Origin of the sequence: Streptococcus parasanguinis (assembly GCF_016648925.1) — a bacterium.
GTDB lineage: Bacteria > Bacillota > Bacilli > Lactobacillales > Streptococcaceae > Streptococcus.
In genome coordinates this window covers 13,353-31,214 of the sequence record NZ_JACLQX010000010.1, presented here as the reverse complement: position 1 = coordinate 31,214, position 17,862 = coordinate 13,353, and the positions used below count along the sequence as shown (strand labels likewise).

The 17,862-nt window shown below is 45.2% G+C and carries 17 protein-coding genes and 1 pseudogene; 17 read left to right on the top strand and 1 reads right to left on the bottom strand.

Annotated elements, in window-relative coordinates:
* Positions 1-325: 325 nt before the first annotated feature.
* From trpE to H7T97_RS05035, 10 genes and pseudogenes are all read left to right on the top strand, one after another.
* Entirely contained in the window at positions 326-1,684 is a 1,359-nt protein-coding gene (gene trpE, locus H7T97_RS05075) for an anthranilate synthase component I (protein ID WP_201089607.1), read from the top strand.
* Positions 1,681-2,241, top strand: a pseudogene (locus tag H7T97_RS10295) (aminodeoxychorismate/anthranilate synthase component II); the annotation flags it as partial. The gene trpE and the pseudogene H7T97_RS10295, both read left to right, overlap by 4 nt.
* A 9-nt stretch (positions 2,242-2,250) precedes the next feature.
* Positions 2,251-3,255 (top strand): anthranilate phosphoribosyltransferase, encoded by a 1,005-nt coding sequence (gene trpD, locus H7T97_RS10290; RefSeq protein WP_260314069.1) that lies wholly within the window; start codon positions 2,251-2,253, stop codon positions 3,253-3,255.
* On the top strand, positions 3,252-4,019 hold the full coding sequence (gene trpC / locus H7T97_RS05065) for an indole-3-glycerol phosphate synthase TrpC (protein ID WP_201089603.1): 768 nt from the start codon (positions 3,252-3,254) through the stop codon (positions 4,017-4,019). Before trpD ends, trpC begins: the two co-directional genes overlap by 4 nt.
* Positions 4,006-4,593: a phosphoribosylanthranilate isomerase gene (locus tag H7T97_RS05060; protein ID WP_201089601.1), complete on the top strand. Its 588-nt coding sequence runs from the start codon at positions 4,006-4,008 to the stop codon at positions 4,591-4,593. Before trpC ends, H7T97_RS05060 begins: the two co-directional genes overlap by 14 nt.
* On the top strand, positions 4,583-5,788 hold the full coding sequence (gene trpB, locus H7T97_RS05055) for a tryptophan synthase subunit beta (RefSeq protein ID WP_201089599.1): 1,206 nt from the start codon (positions 4,583-4,585) through the stop codon (positions 5,786-5,788). Before H7T97_RS05060 ends, trpB begins: the two co-directional genes overlap by 11 nt.
* 1 nt (position 5,789) lies before the next feature.
* A complete protein-coding gene (trpA, locus tag H7T97_RS05050; RefSeq protein ID WP_049492204.1) occupies positions 5,790-6,566 on the top strand; it encodes a tryptophan synthase subunit alpha in 777 nt (258 codons plus the stop codon).
* Between the two features lie 141 nt (positions 6,567-6,707).
* A complete protein-coding gene (locus H7T97_RS05045) occupies positions 6,708-8,171 on the top strand; it encodes an alpha-L-fucosidase (protein ID WP_201089597.1) in 1,464 nt (487 codons plus the stop codon).
* A 257-nt stretch (positions 8,172-8,428) separates the two neighbouring features.
* A complete protein-coding gene (gene polA / locus H7T97_RS05040; protein WP_201089595.1) occupies positions 8,429-11,074 on the top strand; it encodes a DNA polymerase I in 2,646 nt (881 codons plus the stop codon).
* A 71-nt stretch (positions 11,075-11,145) separates the two neighbouring features.
* Positions 11,146-11,598 (top strand): CoA-binding protein, encoded by a 453-nt coding sequence (locus H7T97_RS05035; protein ID WP_201089593.1) that lies wholly within the window; start codon positions 11,146-11,148, stop codon positions 11,596-11,598.
* A 58-nt stretch (positions 11,599-11,656) separates the two neighbouring features.
* Here H7T97_RS05035 and H7T97_RS05030 read toward each other — a convergent pair whose 3' ends face one another.
* Entirely contained in the window at positions 11,657-12,526 is an 870-nt protein-coding gene (locus H7T97_RS05030) for a DUF975 family protein (protein ID WP_201089591.1), read from the bottom strand.
* A 150-nt stretch (positions 12,527-12,676) separates the two neighbouring features.
* On the opposite strand from H7T97_RS05030, the gene tgt reads away from it, so the two are divergent.
* From tgt to rplB, 7 genes are all read left to right on the top strand, one after another.
* Complete coding sequence (gene tgt, locus H7T97_RS05025) at positions 12,677-13,819, top strand: tRNA guanosine(34) transglycosylase Tgt (RefSeq protein ID WP_201089589.1); 1,143 nt, start codon at positions 12,677-12,679, stop codon at positions 13,817-13,819.
* 1 nt (position 13,820) lies between these two features.
* Positions 13,821-14,441, top strand: a complete 621-nt coding sequence (locus tag H7T97_RS05020; protein WP_201089587.1) for a uridine kinase family protein — start codon at positions 13,821-13,823, stop codon at positions 14,439-14,441.
* A 557-nt stretch (positions 14,442-14,998) separates the two neighbouring features.
* Positions 14,999-15,307, top strand: coding sequence for a 30S ribosomal protein S10 (rpsJ, locus tag H7T97_RS05015; protein ID WP_003009585.1), 309 nt, complete (start codon positions 14,999-15,001; stop codon positions 15,305-15,307).
* Positions 15,308-15,388: 81 nt separating this feature from the next.
* Positions 15,389-16,015 (top strand): 50S ribosomal protein L3, encoded by a 627-nt coding sequence (rplC, locus tag H7T97_RS05010; protein WP_003010846.1) that lies wholly within the window; start codon positions 15,389-15,391, stop codon positions 16,013-16,015.
* Positions 16,016-16,039: 24 nt separating this feature from the next.
* A complete protein-coding gene (rplD, locus tag H7T97_RS05005) occupies positions 16,040-16,663 on the top strand; it encodes a 50S ribosomal protein L4 (RefSeq protein ID WP_003009591.1) in 624 nt (207 codons plus the stop codon).
* Complete coding sequence (locus H7T97_RS05000) at positions 16,663-16,959, top strand: 50S ribosomal protein L23 (RefSeq protein WP_003009593.1); 297 nt, start codon at positions 16,663-16,665, stop codon at positions 16,957-16,959. Before rplD ends, H7T97_RS05000 begins: the two co-directional genes overlap by 1 nt.
* A gap of 17 nt (positions 16,960-16,976) precedes the next feature.
* Positions 16,977-17,810 (top strand): 50S ribosomal protein L2, encoded by an 834-nt coding sequence (rplB, locus tag H7T97_RS04995; protein ID WP_000512900.1) that lies wholly within the window; start codon positions 16,977-16,979, stop codon positions 17,808-17,810.
* Positions 17,811-17,862: the final 52 nt, after the last annotated feature.

The following is a 17,862-nucleotide window of genomic DNA, read 5'->3' as shown; positions in this document are numbered from 1 at the left end:
AATAGCGACTGATGAAAATTGGACTGTTGTTATCAATGAATTCTAACCCATGTGAATTCGGTTGGCACCCCTTACCGTGCAACTCCTTGATAGAGGAGATAGAGATGTAGGGAAAGACCAGCTATTTTTCCCTATAAAAGAGGTGGCACCGCGGACACTACGCCCTCACACAGTTTTTGTGTGAGGGCTTTTCTATGTGCCTTAGCAAGCGTGCACATTGATCCCAAAGCGGAAATAGAGCGTGGGATAACCGTGATCGCCTTAGCAAGCCAAGGTGCGGTTGAATTTATTAGAATAAAAGAGTTCTAGAAGAGAGGTTTCTGATATGAAAAAAGTTTTATCTGCTGATGTGTTGAGTCCAATTTTGGCTTATATGCGTTTGGATGCGCCCCATAAAATGATCTTGGAGTCGATCCCTCGTGAAAAAGAGAATGCGCGTTTTTCAATTGTAGCCTATCGGCCAGTCAGTGAAGTCAAGTTTGAAAATGGCGTCCTCTATTACAATGATCAAATTGTTGAAGAGGATCCTTTGGACTTTTTGAATCGCATCACGGTCAAAACGAAAACTTCTGAAGAGCTTCCTTTTAACGGTGGGGCGATTGGATTTGTCGGCTATGACTTGATTGGCCTCTATGAGAACATTGGTTCCATTCCTGAAGATACGATCGGCACACCAGATCTTCACTTTTTCTTATATGAGAGCTATGTGATTTTTGATCACAAAAAGGAAAAGGTCTATGTGGTGGAAGAGAACCTCTATAGTGGACGGAGTGAAGCAGAGCAAACGTCGAGCTTGGAGCAAGTATTAGCACAATTGGCAAGACCTGCAAAAGAAGAGTTTCAGGACAAGGACCTGCATGCGCTTCATTTCCACAATCATTTGGAGCAAAAAGAGTTTGAGGAAATGGTGGCCCTAGCGCGGGACTATATTCGAAAAGGGGATATGTTCCAATGCGTGCTTAGTCAACGTTTTTCAGCTGATTTTTCAGGTAAACCATTGGATTATTACCGCAATTTGCGCGTGACCAACCCTTCGAATTATCTCTACTTTTATGATTTTGGGGAGTACCAAATTATCGGTGCTAGTCCAGAAAGTCTGGTGTCGGTCAAGGATCGAGTGGTGACAACCAATCCTATTGCTGGCACGCGTCCAAGAGGGATCGATGAAGAGGCTGATCGGCAATTGGCAGCTGATTTGGCAGGGGATCCAAAAGAAGTCGCAGAACACCGGATGTTGGTGGATCTAGGGCGAAACGATATTGGGCGTATCGCCCAAAATGGGTCGGTTGAAGTGACCAAATATATGGAGGTGGAGTTCTTCCGTTATGTGATGCACCTGACGAGTGTGGTCAAGGGTCAATTGCTTCCTGGACTAGCCTCCATTGAGGCTCTGAAGGCAACTCTTCCAGCGGGGACCGTTTCGGGTGCTCCCAAGATTCGAGCCATGAAGCGAATCTATGAAGCAGAAAAAGAAAAACGAGGCGTCTATGCGGGTGCTATTGGCTATCTCTCTGTGACGGGGGATCTCGATTTTGCTATTGCGATTCGAACCATGATCCTCAAAAATAAGAAGGCTTATGTGCAGGCTGGAGCAGGAATTGTTTATGATTCGATCGCTGAAAATGAATACCAAGAAACCGTCAATAAGGCAAAATCAATGACTAGGATTGGAGAAGAAGGATGATTTTATTAGTCGATAATTACGATTCATTTACCTACAATTTAGCACAGTATATCGGAAAATTTGATGAGGTCCAGGTGCTTCGAAATGATGATCCGGATTTGTACCAGGTTGCCCAAGAAGCAGATGCCTTGGTCTTTTCTCCAGGTCCAGGTTGGCCAAAGGATGCGGGCAAGATGGAGGAGATGATCCGAGATTTCGCAGGGGTCAAACCAATCTTGGGGATTTGCCTGGGACATCAAGCGATTGCGGAAGTTTTTGGAGGGCGCTTGGGATTGGCACCACAGGTCATGCATGGCAAACAAAGCCAGATACAGCTAGAAGCTCCCTCTCCTCTATACGCGGGTGTCGCAAAAGAAGTCCCAGTCATGCGTTACCATTCGCTGACGATTGAAGACATGCCAGAGGATTTTGTCATTACCTCTCGGACGACGGATGATCAAGCCATTATGGGAATTCAACACCGCAGCTTACCGATTTATGGTTTTCAATACCATCCAGAAAGTATCGGGACGCCAGATGGGCTCAAGACCATCGAAAATTTTGTCAAACTAGTCAAGGAGCGGAAGATGAAACAAGTGCTTGCAAAAGTAGCAGAAGGCATGGATCTTAGCGGTGCAGAGTTAGAAGCGGCCATGGAGGAAGTCGTTGCTGGTCGTGCTTCAGAAGCACAGGTGACGGCCCTTCTTCTAGGTCTCAAAATGAAGGGAGAAATTATTGAAGAGCGGACAGCTATTGCAAAAGTGATGCAGGCCTATGCAGTCGCTATTCCTACAGAAGTTCAAGGAGCAATGGACAATTGTGGAACGGGGGGCGATCGTTCGTATAGTTTCAATATTTCAACAACAGCTGCCTTCGTCCTTGCTGGTGGTGGCATCAAGATGGCGAAACACGGAAATCGTTCGATCTCTTCTAAATCTGGTTCTGCGGATGTATTAGAAGCTCTAGGGATTAACCTTGATTTGGGTCCAGAAGACTTGGGACGAGTGTTTGAAAAGGCGGGGATTGTCTTTCTATTTGCTAAAAACCTGCATCCTGGCATGCGCTATATTATGCCCGCTCGCTTGGCGCTAGGGGTTCCAACAGTGATGAACTTAACCGGTCCTCTTATCAATCCGATTCCTCTAGAAACCCAGCTATTGGGAACCAGTCGTCCAGATATGCTGGAAAGTACGGCGGAGATTCTAAAGAATTTGGGTCGAAAACGCGCAGTGGTGGTGAGTGGCCCACAAGGCTTGGACGAGGCAGGCCTTGATGGGGAAACCCAGCTCGCTGTTCTGGAAGATGGACAGGTTACCTTATCCAGCTTTCAACCAGAAGATATTGGAATGGAGCGCATCGAAATTGATCAAGTACGAGGTGGAGACGCCAAACGCAATGCGGAAATTTTGCTCAGTGTCTTGAAGAATGAAGCGAGTCCCTTCTTAGAGGTGACTGTCTTGAATGCTGGCCTTGGTTTTTATGCCAACGGCAAAGTAGATTCTATCAAGGAGGGGATTGCCTTGGCACGTGAAGTGATTGCCAGTGGGGCTGCCCTTGAGAAATTGAGATTATTACAGGAGTATCAAAAATGAGTCAAGAATTCTTGCCAAAGATTCTAAAGGAAAAGGCGCGTGAAGTGGCTGCGATGAAGGAAGAGGAGCTCCAACCTTTGCGCGAGACCTACCGCTTGTATGATTACCTAAAGAGTCATCCAGAAAAGCTTCAGGTCATTGCGGAAGTGAAAAAGGCTAGCCCGAGTCTGGGAGATATTCATGTCGATGTGGATATCGTCGCGCAGGCTAAGACTTACGAAGAAAATGGGGCCGTGATGATTTCTGTCTTGACCGATGAAGTGTTTTTCAAGGGCAGTATCGAGTATCTCCGGGAAATATCTAGTCAGGTGCGTATCCCCACCCTCAATAAAGATTTTATTGTGGATGAAAAACAAGTGATTCGGGCGCGAAATGCAGGGGCGACCGTGATCTTGTTGATTGTTGCAGCCTTATCAGAGGCTCGTCTGAAAGAACTCTATGAGTTTGCGACCCATCTTGGCCTGGAGGTCTTGGTGGAGACCCATAATCTGACAGAACTAGAGGTTGCTCACCGGATTGGGGCTCAGATCATAGGGGTCAATAATCGCAACTTGGTGACCTTTGAGACAGATCTCCATACTAGCCTTGAATTAGCGACCAATTTTGAACAAGAACCGGTCTACATCTCTGAGTCTGCTATTTTCACAGCAGCAGACGCGCGTATGCTGGCTCCTTATTTTAATGGTATTCTCGTTGGGACAGCCCTCATGAAGGCAGACAATGTGGCTGAAAAAGTAAAGGAGTTGCAGATTGACAAAGGTTAAAATTTGCGGACTGTCCACTCCAGAAGCTGTCCAGACAGCTGTTGAAGCTGGTGCAGACTACATTGGTTTTGTCTTTGCACCAAGCAAACGGCAAGTGACGCTGGAGCAAGCCCGGGAGTTGGCTACAGGGATTCCAAAGGGGGTTCAAAAAGTCGGTGTTTTTGTATCACCACAAAGAGAAGAAGTGGAGCAAGCTTGCCAAGTTGTGGGCTTGGACCTGATACAAGTGCATGGATCGATGGATGATGCCATCTTGCAAGAGTTTCCCCAACAAACGATTCGCGCTGTTCAAGTGGGGAAAGATGCAGCTCTTCCGGAGACCAGTGCCGATTATCTGCTCTTTGATGCTCCTGTAGCAGGAAGTGGAGAGACTTTTAACTGGCAAGAACTCGAAAGTCAAAACGTTACAAAGCCCTTCTTTATTGCAGGAGGCTTGACGGTAGATAATGTAGCAGATGCTATTCGCTTCTTTCATCCTTATGCGGTGGATGTATCCAGTGGGGTCGAGACAAATGGAATAAAAGATCAAGAAAAGATAAAACGATTTATAGAAAGGGTCAAGCATGGCATATAAACAACCAGATAAAAACGGATTTTACGGGCGGTTCGGGGGACGATTTGTCCCTGAAACCTTGATGACAGCAGTTTTAGAATTAGAAGAAGCCTACAGAGAAAGTCAAAAAGATCCTTCTTTTCAAGCCGAATTGGATCAGCTTCTGAAACAATATGTCGGTCGGGAAACACCGCTCTATTACGCTAAAAATCTTACCAAGTACGTCGGTGGAGCCAAGATCTTTCTTAAAAGAGAAGACCTCAACCATACAGGGGCTCATAAAATTAATAATGCCCTAGGACAAGTTTTATTGGCACATCGGATGGGCAAAAAGAAGATCATCGCAGAAACAGGGGCCGGACAGCACGGTGTTGCAACGGCAACGGCGGCTGCTTTATTTGATATGGAATGTACGATCTACATGGGGGAAGAAGATGTCAAACGCCAAGCCCTCAATGTCTTTCGGATGGAATTGTTGGGCGCCAAGGTTCAATCAGTAACAGATGGGTCACGGGTTCTCAAGGATGCGGTCAATGCTGCCCTTAGAGCCTGGGTAGCAAATGTGGAGGATACCCACTATATCATGGGATCTGCTCTAGGACCTCATCCATTCCCAGAGATTGTCCGTGATTTTCAAAGTGTCATTGGGAGGGAAGCTAAACGCCAATTTGCAGAGCAAAATGACGGGGCGCTGCCAGATGCCGTCCTAGCCTGTGTAGGAGGCGGATCGAATGCCATTGGGCTCTTTTATCCTTTTGTTGAGGATGCGTCTGTCGCCATGTATGGGGCGGAAGCTGCTGGACTTGGAGTAGATACAGACCAGCATGCAGCAACCTTGACCAAGGGGCGTCCGGGAGTCCTTCACGGTGCCTTGATGGATGTTTTACAGGATGCGCATGGACAGATTTTAGAAGCTTTCTCGATTTCAGCAGGTCTCGATTACCCAGGGATTGGGCCAGAGCATTCTTATTTCCATGACATCAAGCGGGCGACCTATGTGCCAGTGACAGACAAAGAAGCCCTAGAAGCCTTTCAATTGCTTTCGAAAGTAGAAGGAATCATTCCAGCCCTGGAATCGAGCCACGCTATCGCCTATGCGGTGAAATTGGCCAAGGAAATGGGGCCTGAAAAATCTATGATCGTTTGCTTATCAGGTCGTGGGGATAAAGATGTGGTACAAGTCAAAGACCGCCTTGAACAAGAGAGAGGAGAGTAAGATGGGAAAGACCTTAACAGAGCATTTACAAAAGCTGAAAGACCAGCAGCAAGGGATCTTTGTTCCTTATATTATGGCAGGAGATCATGAAAAAGGCTTGGCAGGTTTGCAGGAAACCATCCAATTTTTGGAGGAGCTTGGTGTCTCAGCTATTGAGGTTGGCATTCCTTTTTCGGATCCGGTGGCAGATGGTCCTGTGATTGAAGAGGCGGGACTACGAAGTTTAGCCCATGGGACGACGACAGAGGAACTGGTGCAAACGATCCAGCGTCTGGAGACAAGTGTTCCTTTGGTCATCATGACCTATTTCAACCCCTTGTTCCAATATGGGCTCGAAAACTTCTTTAGAGATGTAGAAGGAACAGCGGTCAAGGGAGTGATTATTCCGGATCTTCCTCATGAGCATGCGGATCTGGTAGAACCTCTATTAGTGGATAAAGACATCGCTTTGGTGCCGCTAGTGAGTCTAACCACAGGAATCGAGCGCCAGAAGAAATTGATCCATGATGCAGAAGGATTTATCTATGCCGTTGCTGTCAATGGGGTGACGGGGAAAGCTGGTAGCTATCGAGATGATTTGGATCACCACTTGGCCCAATTACACGGAATAGCGTCCATTCCTGTTTTAACAGGTTTTGGAGTTTCCAGCATGGAGGATGTTCACCGTTTCAACAAGGTCTCAGATGGGGTTATTGTGGGGTCCAAAATCGTTAAGGCTCTCCACCAAGGAGAGACAGATGCCATCGCTCGTTTTATTTCTCAAGCAGTGAAGGGCTAGAAGGTTCATTTTATTCATCATCAGCTTGATTCTCCTAGATCAAGCTCTTTGTCTACTATTTTAAACATTCCCCTTGTTTGTCTTTACAAACGAGGGTTTCTCGTTACAATAGAGGTAGTAACAAGAAAAAAGGAGAAGAGAATGATAAGCCTTGAAGAGATTGATCAAGTTGTCCAGTCAGGTCCTTTTGAACCAACCTGGGACTCTCTTAGCCATCAAGTCTGTCCAGATTGGTATCGGGATGCCAAATTTGGAATGTTTATCCACTGGGGCGTCTACAGTGTACCTGCCTTTGGTTCGGAATGGTATTCGCGAAATATGTATATCCAAGGGAATCCTTGCTATGACTATCATCGAGAGCATTTTGGAGACCAGGCTATCTTTGGCTACAAGGATCTCATTCCTCTTTTTACAGCCGATCAATTTGATCCGGCATCTTGGCTAGATCTCTTTCAAAAAGCGGGAGCTCAGTATCTTTTCCCAGTTGCGGAGCACCACGATGGTTTTCAGATGTATGCCTCTACTCTCTCGCCTTATAATAGCTTAGAAATGGGGCCGAAACGAGATGTCTTAGGGGAGTTGAGGGAGGAAGCAGAAAAACGTGGCCTGCACTTCTGTACGTCTTCTCACCGGGCAGAGCACCAGTTTTTCTTTTCACATGGCAAGGAATTCGTCAGTGACATTTCGCAGGAAGTCCCAAGAGACAGTCTTTATTGGCCAGCGGAGCCAGAGCCCAAGGATCATTTTGATCTGACTTCCAAGCCTTATCCAAGCAAAGAATTCTTGGAAGATTGGCTTTTGCGAACCTGTGAACTGGTGCGGGACTACCAACCAGAGCTCCTATATTTTGACTGGTGGATCCAGCATGAGAGTTTCCGTCCCTACTTGATGCGCTTTTTGGCTTATTATTACAATCTAGCAGCACAAGAGGATCGCAAGGTGGCTGTTTGTTACAAACAGGATGCCCTCCCTTTCGGTTCAGGAATCGTTGAGATGGAGCGGGGAGGATACGGAGAGACGCAAGCCTTTCCGTGGCAAATGGATACCGCGATCGCCCGTAATTCTTGGTGCTATACCCAGGATCTAGCCTACAAGACCAGTAAGGAATTGCTACAAAATTTAGTTGATGTTGTGGCAAAAAATGGCAATCTTCTGCTCAATATTGGCCCCAAGGCAGATGGTACCATCCCTGAGCAAGACCGAGACATCCTCACAGAGATCGGGGACTGGCTGGCGGTAAATGGAGAAGCCATTTATCAGAGTCGGCCTTGGCGGGTGTCATCGGACGGACCAACCGAGGCCCAGGAAGGTTCCTTCTCAGATGGAGAAGCGCCACTCTATACCAGCCAAGATTTCCGCTATACCATGCGTGATGGCTTTCTTTATGCTATCCAGCTGGAACCAAGTGGAAGGATAGAAGAGCTGACCTTACCGTCTCTCGCCTATGATCTCAAGCAACCGAGAATTCTTCATGCGCGCATTCAAAAACTAGAGCTCCTTGGAGAAAATCAGCCCCTTTCTTGGAGCCAAGATGAGACAGGGCTCCATCTTCAGTTACCAGCTTGCAGCAAAAAACAACCGCGTGTTTTGCGCCTCAGCTTTTAGTTTTCTTGAAGCTTTCTATAAGGAATCGTTTAGGTTTCTCTTGTATACTGTACTCATCCAATAAGAAATGAGGTACAGAAAATGAAAATCTCAGTTAATTATCCAAAACGCTTTAAGAAATTGCCACAACAAGGTTCTTGTTACGGCGAATAAACACTTCTCTTCATTTTTCATAAGACACTCCTAAAGAAGGCTCTACCCGAAAGGGTAGAGTTTTTATGTACCAGAGACCTTGTGATTCGTGGTATAATAGGCCTATGGAAAAAAAGAATAAATTACTACTCATCGACGGGTCTTCCGTCGCTTTTCGTGCCTTTTTCGCACTCTATCATCAAATTGATCGCTTCAAAAATGCCAATGGTTTGCATACCAATGCGGTCTATGGCTTTAACCTCATGTTGAGCCATCTATTGGAGCGCATCCAACCAACCCATGTCCTCGTTGCTTTTGATGCAGGAAAGACGACCTTCCGGACAGAGATGTATGCCGACTACAAAGGGGGCCGTGCAAAAACTCCAGATGAGTTCCGTGAGCAGTTTCCTTTCATTCGTGAGCAACTGGATCATTTGGGAATCCGCCATTATGAGCTGGCCCAGTATGAAGCGGATGATATTATTGGGACGCTAGATAAGATGGCAGAAACTAGCTCGGTGCCATTTGATGTGACCATTGTCTCTGGGGACAAGGATTTGATTCAGCTGACAGATGACAATACGGTGGTTGAAATCTCTAAAAAAGGGGTAGCGGAGTTTGAGGAATTCACTCCATCCTACCTCAAAGAAAAGATGGGGCTGACACCAGAGCAATTTATCGACCTCAAGGCCTTGATGGGAGATAAGTCGGATAATATCCCAGGTGTCACAAAGATCGGAGAAAAGACCGGGATCAAACTACTCCTAGAATACGGCTCTCTCGATGGCATTTACGAGCATATCGACGAGATGAAGGCTTCTAAGATGAAGGAAAACCTCATCAACGACAAGGAGCAGGCCTATCTGTCTAAGACTCTCGCAACCATCGATACCAATGCGCCTATTGAAATTGGCCTGGACGATATCACCTATACGGGCCCTCATCTAGAAAATCTCGCCAAGTTTTATGAGGAGATGGGCTTCAAGCAACTCCGTCAGGCTTTGGATCTCAGTGGAGAAGAAGCAGCTCCTGTAGCCATTGACTATACAGAAGTCGAGCAAGTCACTTCAGATATGCTCACGGAAGATAGTTTCTTCCATTTTGAGATTTTTGGGGACAATTACCATACGGAACCCATCATCGGTTTCGCATGGGGGACCAAAAGTCAGCTCTACGCGAGTACAGATACTGGTCTTTTACAAACACCGATTTTCAAAGAATTTCTCGAAAAAACGCCCCTCAAGGTCTATGACTTCAAGCGGGCCAAGGTCTTGCTCAGCCACTTGGGCATTTCCCTTCAAAATCCCGCGTTTGACAGTCGATTGGCCAAGTATCTCTTGTCGACCGTAGAGGACAATGAAATTTCAACCATTGCGAGTCTCTATAGTCAGATTGCGCTGCCGCTGGACGAAGTCGTTTATGGCAAGGGAGTCAAAAAAGCTATCCCAGAGAAGGCGGTCCTATTAGAGCATTTGGCACGGAAAGTCGCTGTTCTACTGGATACCGAAGAGCCCATGGTGGAACAGTTGCAAGCCCATGACCAGCTAGATTTGCTCTATGATATGGAGCAACCACTAGCAGCTGTTTTGGCCAAGATGGAAATCGCAGGGATTAAGGTAGAACGCCAGACCCTAGAAGACATGCAGGCGGAAAACGAAGTGGTTTTGGAGCGCTTGACTCAAGAAATCTATGAGCTTGCTGGAGAGGAATTTAACATAAATTCTCCAAAACAATTGGGGGTCATCCTCTTTGAAAAATTGGAACTTCCTCTTGAATATACGAAGAAGACCAAAACCGGCTATTCAACAGCTGTTGATGTCTTGGAACGCCTGGCTCCAATTGCACCGATTGTGTCTAAGATTCTTGAATACCGCCAAATTGCTAAGATCCAATCGACCTATGTCATTGGTCTTCAAGACTGGATTTTGGAAGATGGGAAGATCCATACCCGCTATGTACAGGATTTGACGCAGACAGGCCGTTTGTCCAGTGTGGATCCCAACCTGCAAAACATTCCTGTCCGTTTGGAACAAGGTCGTCTCATTCGTAAAGCCTTTGTCCCAGAAGAGGAAAACAGTGTCTTGCTGAGTTCGGACTATTCACAAATCGAATTGCGCGTCTTGGCCCATATTTCGGGAGATGAGCATTTGATTGATGCTTTTAAGCATGGGGCAGATATCCATACATCGACTGCTATGCGAGTTTTCAATATTGAAAAACCAGAAGACGTGACGCCGAACGACCGTCGCAATGCAAAAGCAGTAAACTTCGGTGTGGTTTATGGAATTTCCGACTTTGGACTGTCTAATAACCTAGGGATCAGTCGAAAAGAAGCCAAGGCCTACATTGAGACTTACTTCAAACGCTACCCTGGCATCAAGGACTATATGGAGAGAGTGGTACGGGAAGCGCGTGACAAAGGCTATGTGGAGACCCTCTTCAAGCGTCGTCGGGAGATTCCAGATATCAATTCTCGCAACTTCAATGTTCGAGGCTTTGCGGAGCGGACAGCTATCAACTCACCCATCCAAGGATCGGCAGCAGACATCTTGAAAATTGCTATGATCCACTTGGACCAAGCGCTAGAAATAGGAGCATACAAGACCAAGATGCTCCTTCAGGTGCACGATGAAATCGTTCTGCAAGTACCAAGTGATGAACTGGCAGCGATCAAAGAACTCGTCAAAGAGACCATGGAATCCGCTATTGAACTTGCAGTACCACTGGAAGCTGATGAGAACGAAGGCAAAACATGGTATGAAGCCAAATAAAATGGAAGTCGTACAAGTACGTCCAGTACCATATAAATTCTTAAGACAAGAAACACAAAAAGGAGATTCTTATGGCTTATTCATTTCGCAATCCTAGTGATGGCATTATCAAACATTACCTAGAAACCAGCAAGATCATCGCTGTGGTTGGATTATCTGACCGTGAAGAGACGACCAGTCATCGTGTCAGTAAGGAGATGCAAGAGCGGGGCTATCGGATTATTCCTGTCAACCCTCGTGCAGCTGGTGGCCAGATTCTTGGAGAAACGGTGTATGCTAGCCTGCAGGAGATTCCTTTCCCAGTAGATATCGTCGATGTATACCGTCGCAGTGAGTTTTTACCAGATGTGGCACGTGATTTTATTGAGACGGATGCGAAAATTTTCTGGGCACAATTGGAGCTGGAAAATCAAGAAGCAGAAGAAATCCTTCGTGGAGCTGGACGAGAAGATATCGTCATGAACCACTGTATCAAACGGGAACACACCCGACTGATCTTAGGAGACTCCCTATACGGTTTATAAATGATAAACAATTGATCATAGAAGAAAACCCCAGCTTGCTGGGGTTTTCTTCTTACTCTTATTCAGTTTCATGGCTTGGATGGCCTGTAAAATGGAGCGGCCCTTGTTTGATCTGCTTGATTTGATCATAAAAGGCAATTTGGCAGTTGATAAAGTAAGGCATGGTATAAAAGCCGATGACATCGCGCGTGAAGTAATTCAAGAAGTACCAACCAATCAAGGTTAGATCGAGCACTAGGCGATTGCTGCGGAACCCTTTCATGGTTTCACGACTTTGGCGAAGGACTCCAAAGGCTCCCTTGTAGTCGCCGTCTCGTAATTGCTCATAGAGGATCAATTCGACCAAGCTGAGACTGTAGTATTGTGGCAGGTAAAAGAGGAGGCCGATCAGGCCAAGTACGACGCCAGCAGTCATCAGAGGCATTTGTTGCATGAGAGATTGAAATTCAGGACTGGAAGCACTCAGAGTGCTAGGGTTGCTCACCTTATCGTAGATCGCCAAAAATCGAATGCTGGCGTAGGTGCTGATGAGACTCCCCACATAGAGGATGAGTCCCCATAAAAAGAGGACGGCTTGCTTCAAAATCAAGGTGGCAAATACAGAGGTAAAGCGATCTTGTTTAAAGATATCTAAGACGCGTGTTCGGTGTTCAATCTTGGGATTAATCGTATCTAAATAGCTAAAAGTCGCACCGACCACTAAAATGGAGATGACAAAGGAGACGACGGAAGGAAAGAGCTGTCGCTGGATCATGTAAATACTTGCTTGCTGCAAGGTCATGTCCGGTAGTAGATCGGCCAGATCTTGCCCACTTAAGAGAAAGTTAGCAAGAATGGTCAACAGGACCGGAAGAGCAAAAAGGATAGCTAAGCCCGGTTGCTGGACTTGCATGGTACGTGCCCGGAGGCGAATCAGTTTAAGGTTCATAGATGATACTCTCTTCATAGTAGTACTTTTTATTATAACATAAGTCCGTGACAGAGCCGGTAAAATTTGGTACAATCGTACAGGTGCTCACAGGAAAACTGTGACAGGAATAAGAAGGCTGGGACTGTTTTTCCCAGTACGGAGGTAACCATGACAGATTCACCGATTCAATATCGATTAATCAAAAAAGAAAAGCATACAGGTGCTCGTCTGGGAGAAATTATCACCCCTCACGGGACCTTCCCGACCCCAATGTTTATGCCTGTAGGAACTCAGGCAACCGTTAAGACCCAATCGCCAGAAGAACTCAAGGAAATGGGCTCCGGCATTATCTTGGCCAACACCTACCATCTCTGGCTTCGTCCCGGGGACGACTTGGTCGCAAAAGCAGGAGGACTGCACCAGTTCATGAACTGGGATCAGCCGATTTTGACAGATAGTGGAGGCTTCCAGGTCTATTCATTAGCGGATACCCGCAACATCACTGAAGAAGGGGTAACCTTTAAAAACCACCTCAACGGCTCGAAGATGTTCCTTTCTCCAGAAAAAGCCATCTCCATCCAAAACAATCTAGGGAGCGACATCATGATGTCCTTTGATGAATGCCCGCAGTTCTATCAGCCCTATGATTATGTGAAAAAATCAATCGAACGGACCAGTCGTTGGGCAGAACGTGGCCTGAAGGCTCACCGTCGTCCTCATGATCAAGGTCTTTTCGGGATTGTTCAAGGGGCTGGATTTGAAGACTTGCGCCGTCAGTCTGCTCAAGATTTGGTCAGCATGGACTTTCCAGGCTATTCCATCGGTGGCTTAGCTGTTGGGGAAAGCCATGAAGAGATGAATGCGGTGCTGGATTTCACAACTCCGCTCTTACCGGAGAACAAGCCTCGCTATCTCATGGGAGTAGGAGCTCCAGATAGTCTGATCGATGGCGTTATTCGTGGAGTGGACATGTTTGACTGTGTCTTGCCGACGCGGATTGCGCGAAATGGTACCTGTATGACCAGCCAAGGACGCCTAGTAGTGAAAAATGCGCAATTTGCAGAAGACTTTACACCGCTGGATCCTGAATGTGATTGCTACACTTGTAAAAATTACACCCGAGCTTATCTTCGCCACCTCCTCAAGGCAGATGAGACCTTCGGCATTCGCTTGACCAGCTACCACAACTTGTATTTCTTGATCAACCTCATGAAGAAGGTCCGTCAAGCCATCATGGATGACAATCTCTTAGAATTCCGTGAGCATTTCGTTGAAAAATATGGCTATAACAAATCAGGACGGAATTTCTAGGATGGATCGCGAAAGACTAGTAGACTCCTTGGTAAAAAAGATCCAGGCAAAAGAATTACAGACCCTTGGGATCTATGGTCATGGTGGTTCAGGAAAAACAACCTTTACAAGAGCGCTCTGTGAGCGATTGGACCCCACAAAAGTTAACCTTTTAGAGACGGATCCCTATATTATTGGAAGCCCAAGAGGATTGGTTGTGCCAAAAGACTTACCGGACCAAAAAGTAACCGCATGTTTGTCAAGTGCCCATGAATTGGCTAGTCTAGAACGAGATATTCGAGCCCTTCAAGCAGGAATGGATATACGGACAATTGATCAGCCATGGTCTCCAAGCCACATATTATCTGGCAACAAGCCTATTCTCATCGTAGAAGGGATGTCAGTAGCTTTTTTACCCAAATCTTTGTTTGATCAAACCATTTGTTTTTACACAGATGATCATACGGAGCTAGAAAGACGATTAAGCAGAGATGTCGCCCAACGGAATCGAGAAATAGACTTCATCTATCGAACTCACCAAATCAGACGAGAACAATACCATCAGTACTACCAACCTATGGAAGGTGAAGCGGATATCCTGGTCAATACATCACAAGATCAGTTTCGTATTGAAAAAGAATAAAAAGTTCTACAAAGAAGCAATATTTAGAACATTGCTAAACTATTTTTTATCTAAAACAATTTAAGTGATGATAAAAAAGGTTAAAATGATATACTAGAAGATTCATTTAAACATATACTGAAACTTTCTGCTGTGAGAAAAGTGGTAGAAACATGATTGTTTCTACCACTCGGTAGTTTTGAAACATTAGGTTCAAAACTAAGTCATGGAACTTCTTCGAAGTTCGCTGACGTCCGTACTCACCTAAAGAAAGTTTCTAAAATAACTTTGTTTTCAATCTGAAGTTCTACGGAAAAGTAGAACTTTTTTCTATATAATGGCAACATTTTTAGCATTCTATATTTTTCGAAAACACTTTCATTAAAAAAACGAAAAAAATCTTCTCAAATCCCTTGCATTGGGCCTTTGTTTGTGTTAAACTACTATGGTGCTGTGAAAAACAGCTATTAGCTTTGATGCAAGAGGTTGCGACACGCTCGGTTGCATTGCCACGCAACGCGCGTCGGTTTTCTTGTGGAGCTAGCCTATTATCTTAAATAGACGAAAAGGAGAAAAAGATGGCAAACAAAAAAATCCGCATCCGTTTGAAAGCGTACGAACACCGTACACTCGACACAGCGGCTGCAAAAATCGTAGAATCAGCTACTCGTACAGGTGCACAAGTTGCGGGTCCAATCCCACTTCCAACTGAACGTAGCCTCTATACAATCATTCGTGCGACTCACAAATACAAAGATTCTCGCGAACAATTCGAAATGCGTACACACAAACGTTTGATCGATATCATCAACCCAACTCAAAAAACAGTTGACGCTTTGATGAAATTGGATCTTCCAAGTGGTGTAAACGTAGAAATCAAACTTTAATCTAAAGCTTGATCAAGAGCATGAAAAACGCTCGTTAAAAACTTTTTGAATAAAAAACTATAGAAAAGGAACTATTTTCTCATGACAAAAGGAATCTTAGGGAAAAAAGTGGGAATGACTCAAATCTTCACTGAAGCTGGCGAATTGATCCCTGTAACAGTTATCGAAGCAACTCCAAACGTTGTTCTTCAAGTTAAAACTGTTGAAACAGATGGTTACAACGCTATCCAAGTTGGTTTCGATGATAAACGCGAAGTATTGAGCAACAAACCTGCTAAAGGACATGTAGCAAAAGCTAACACGGCTCCTAAGCGCTTCATTCGTGAATTCAAAAACGTTGAAGGCTTGGAAGTTGGTGCTGAAATCACAGTTGACACTTTCGAAGCTGGAGACATTGTTGATGTAACTGGTACTTCTAAAGGTAAAGGTTTCCAAGGTGTCATCAAACGCCACGGACAATCACGTGGACCTATGGCTCACGGTTCTCGTTATCACCGTCGTCCAGGTTCTATGGGACCTGTTGCACCTAACCGCGTATTCAAAGGTAAAAACCTTGCAGGACGTATGGGTGGCGATCGTGTAACAATTCAAAACCTTGAAGTTGTACAAGTTGTTCCAGAAAAGAACGTTATCCTTATCAAAGGTAACGTACCAGGTGCTAAGAAATCTCTTATCACTATCAAGTCAGCAGTTAAAGCTGGTAAATAATAAGGAAAGGGGAATACAGTCAAAATGGCAAATGTAACATTATTCGACCAAACTGGTAAACAAGCGGGCGAAGTTGTTCTTAACGATGCGATCTTTGGTATCGAACCAAACCAAGCAGTTGTATTTGATGTGATCATCAGCCAACGTGCTAGCCTTCGTCAAGGAACTCACGCAGTTAAAAACCGTTCAGCCGTTTCAGGTGGCGGACGCAAACCATGGCGTCAAAAAGGAACTGGACGTGCTCGTCAAGGTTCTATCCGCTCTCCACAATGGCGTGGTGGTGGAATTGTCTTCGGACCAACTCCACGTAGCTATGCGTACAAACTTCCTCAAAAAGTTCGTCGCCTTGCACTTAAATCTGTTTACTCAGAAAAAGTTGCTGAAAACAAATTTGTAGCCGTTGATTCTCTTGAATTTACAGCTCCAAAAACTGCTGAATTTGCAAAAGTTCTTGCAGCTTTGAGCATCGATTCTAAAGTCCTTGTTATTCTTGAAGAAGGAAATGAATTCGCAGCTCTTTCAGCTCGTAACCTTCCAAACGTGAAAGTTGCGACTGCTACAACTGCAAGTGTTCTTGACATCGCAAATAGTGACAAACTTCTTGTTACTCAAGCAGCTATCTCTAAAATCGAGGAGGTTCTTGCATAATGAATTTGTATGATGTTATCAAAAAACCTGTTATCACTGAAAAGTCAATGGCTCAACTTGAAGCAGGCAAATATGTATTCGAAGTTGACACTCGCGCTCACAAACTTTTGATCAAACAAGCTGTTGAAGCTGCGTTTGAAGGTGTAAAAGTTGCGAATGTGAACACTGTAAACGTAAAACCTAAAGCAAAACGCGTTGGACGTTACACTGGTTTTACTTCAAAAACTAAAAAAGCTATCATCACGCTTGCAGCTGATTCTAAAGCAATCGAGTTGTTTGCTACTGAAGCTGAATAATCTAAGGAGGAAATATCGTGGGAATTCGTGTTTATAAACCAACAACAAACGGTCGCCGTAATATGACTTCTTTGGATTTTGCTGAAATCACAACAAACACACCTGAGAAAACTTTGCTTGTTTCTCTTAAAAACAAAGCAGGTCGTAACAACAACGGTCGTATCACTGTTCGTCACCAAGGTGGTGGACACAAACGTCATTACCGTTTGATCGATTTCAAACGTAACAAAGATGGAGTTGAAGCAGTCGTTAAAACGATCGAATACGATCCAAACCGCTCAGCTAACATCGCGCTTGTACACTACACTGACGGTGTGAAAGCTTACATCATTGCCCCTAAAGGTCTTGAAGTAGGTCAACGCATCGTATCAGGACCAGAAGCAGATATCAAAGTCGGAAATGCTCTTCCACTTGCTAACATCCCAGTTGGTACTTTGATCCACAACATCGAATTGAAACCTGGTAAAGGTGGAGAATTGGTACGTGCTGCTGGAGCTTCTGCTCAAGTATTGGGTTCTGAAGGTAAATATGTACTTGTTCGTCTTCAATCAGGCGAAGTTCGTATGATTCTTGGAACTTGCCGTGCTACAGTTGGTGTTGTCGGAAACGAACAACATGGACTTGTTAACCTTGGTAAAGCGGGACGTAACCGCTGGAAAGGTGTTCGCCCTACAGTTCGTGGTTCTGTAATGAACCCGAATGATCACCCACACGGTGGTGGTGAAGGTAAAGCACCAGTTGGACGTAAAGCGCCATCTACTCCTTGGGGTAAACCTGCGCTTGGTCTTAAAACTCGTAACAAGAAAGCGAAATCTGACAAACTTATCGTTCGTCGTCGCAACCAAAAATAATCATAAGCAACTAGCTTACACTTTCCGCCAGCTCGGTAGCGCTGCATAGCAG

Bases quoted from the DNA above. Each gene is read 5' to 3' on its own strand.
- tgt (WP_201089589.1), top strand. From the start codon at position 12,677: ATGACAGATTCACCGATTCAATATCGATTAATCAAAAAAGAAAAGCAT.
- H7T97_RS05020 (WP_201089587.1), top strand. From the start codon at position 13,821: ATGGATCGCGAAAGACTAGTAGACTCCTTGGTAAAAAAGATCCAGGCA.
- trpE (WP_201089607.1), top strand. From the start codon at position 326: ATGAAAAAAGTTTTATCTGCTGATGTGTTGAGTCCAATTTTGGCTTAT.
- trpD (WP_260314069.1), top strand. From the start codon at position 2,251: ATGAAACAAGTGCTTGCAAAAGTAGCAGAAGGCATGGATCTTAGCGGT.
- rplD (WP_003009591.1), top strand. From the start codon at position 16,040: ATGGCAAATGTAACATTATTCGACCAAACTGGTAAACAAGCGGGCGAA.
- trpB (WP_201089599.1), top strand. From the start codon at position 4,583: ATGGCATATAAACAACCAGATAAAAACGGATTTTACGGGCGGTTCGGG.
- trpC (WP_201089603.1), top strand. From the start codon at position 3,252: ATGAGTCAAGAATTCTTGCCAAAGATTCTAAAGGAAAAGGCGCGTGAA.
- H7T97_RS05030 (WP_201089591.1), bottom strand. From the start codon at position 12,526: ATGAACCTTAAACTGATTCGCCTCCGGGCACGTACCATGCAAGTCCAG.
- trpA (WP_049492204.1), top strand. From the start codon at position 5,790: ATGGGAAAGACCTTAACAGAGCATTTACAAAAGCTGAAAGACCAGCAG.
- H7T97_RS05045 (WP_201089597.1), top strand. From the start codon at position 6,708: ATGATAAGCCTTGAAGAGATTGATCAAGTTGTCCAGTCAGGTCCTTTT.
- H7T97_RS05000 (WP_003009593.1), top strand. From the start codon at position 16,663: ATGAATTTGTATGATGTTATCAAAAAACCTGTTATCACTGAAAAGTCA.
- H7T97_RS05035 (WP_201089593.1), top strand. From the start codon at position 11,146: ATGGCTTATTCATTTCGCAATCCTAGTGATGGCATTATCAAACATTAC.
- rpsJ (WP_003009585.1), top strand. From the start codon at position 14,999: ATGGCAAACAAAAAAATCCGCATCCGTTTGAAAGCGTACGAACACCGT.
- rplC (WP_003010846.1), top strand. From the start codon at position 15,389: ATGACAAAAGGAATCTTAGGGAAAAAAGTGGGAATGACTCAAATCTTC.
- polA (WP_201089595.1), top strand. From the start codon at position 8,429: ATGGAAAAAAAGAATAAATTACTACTCATCGACGGGTCTTCCGTCGCT.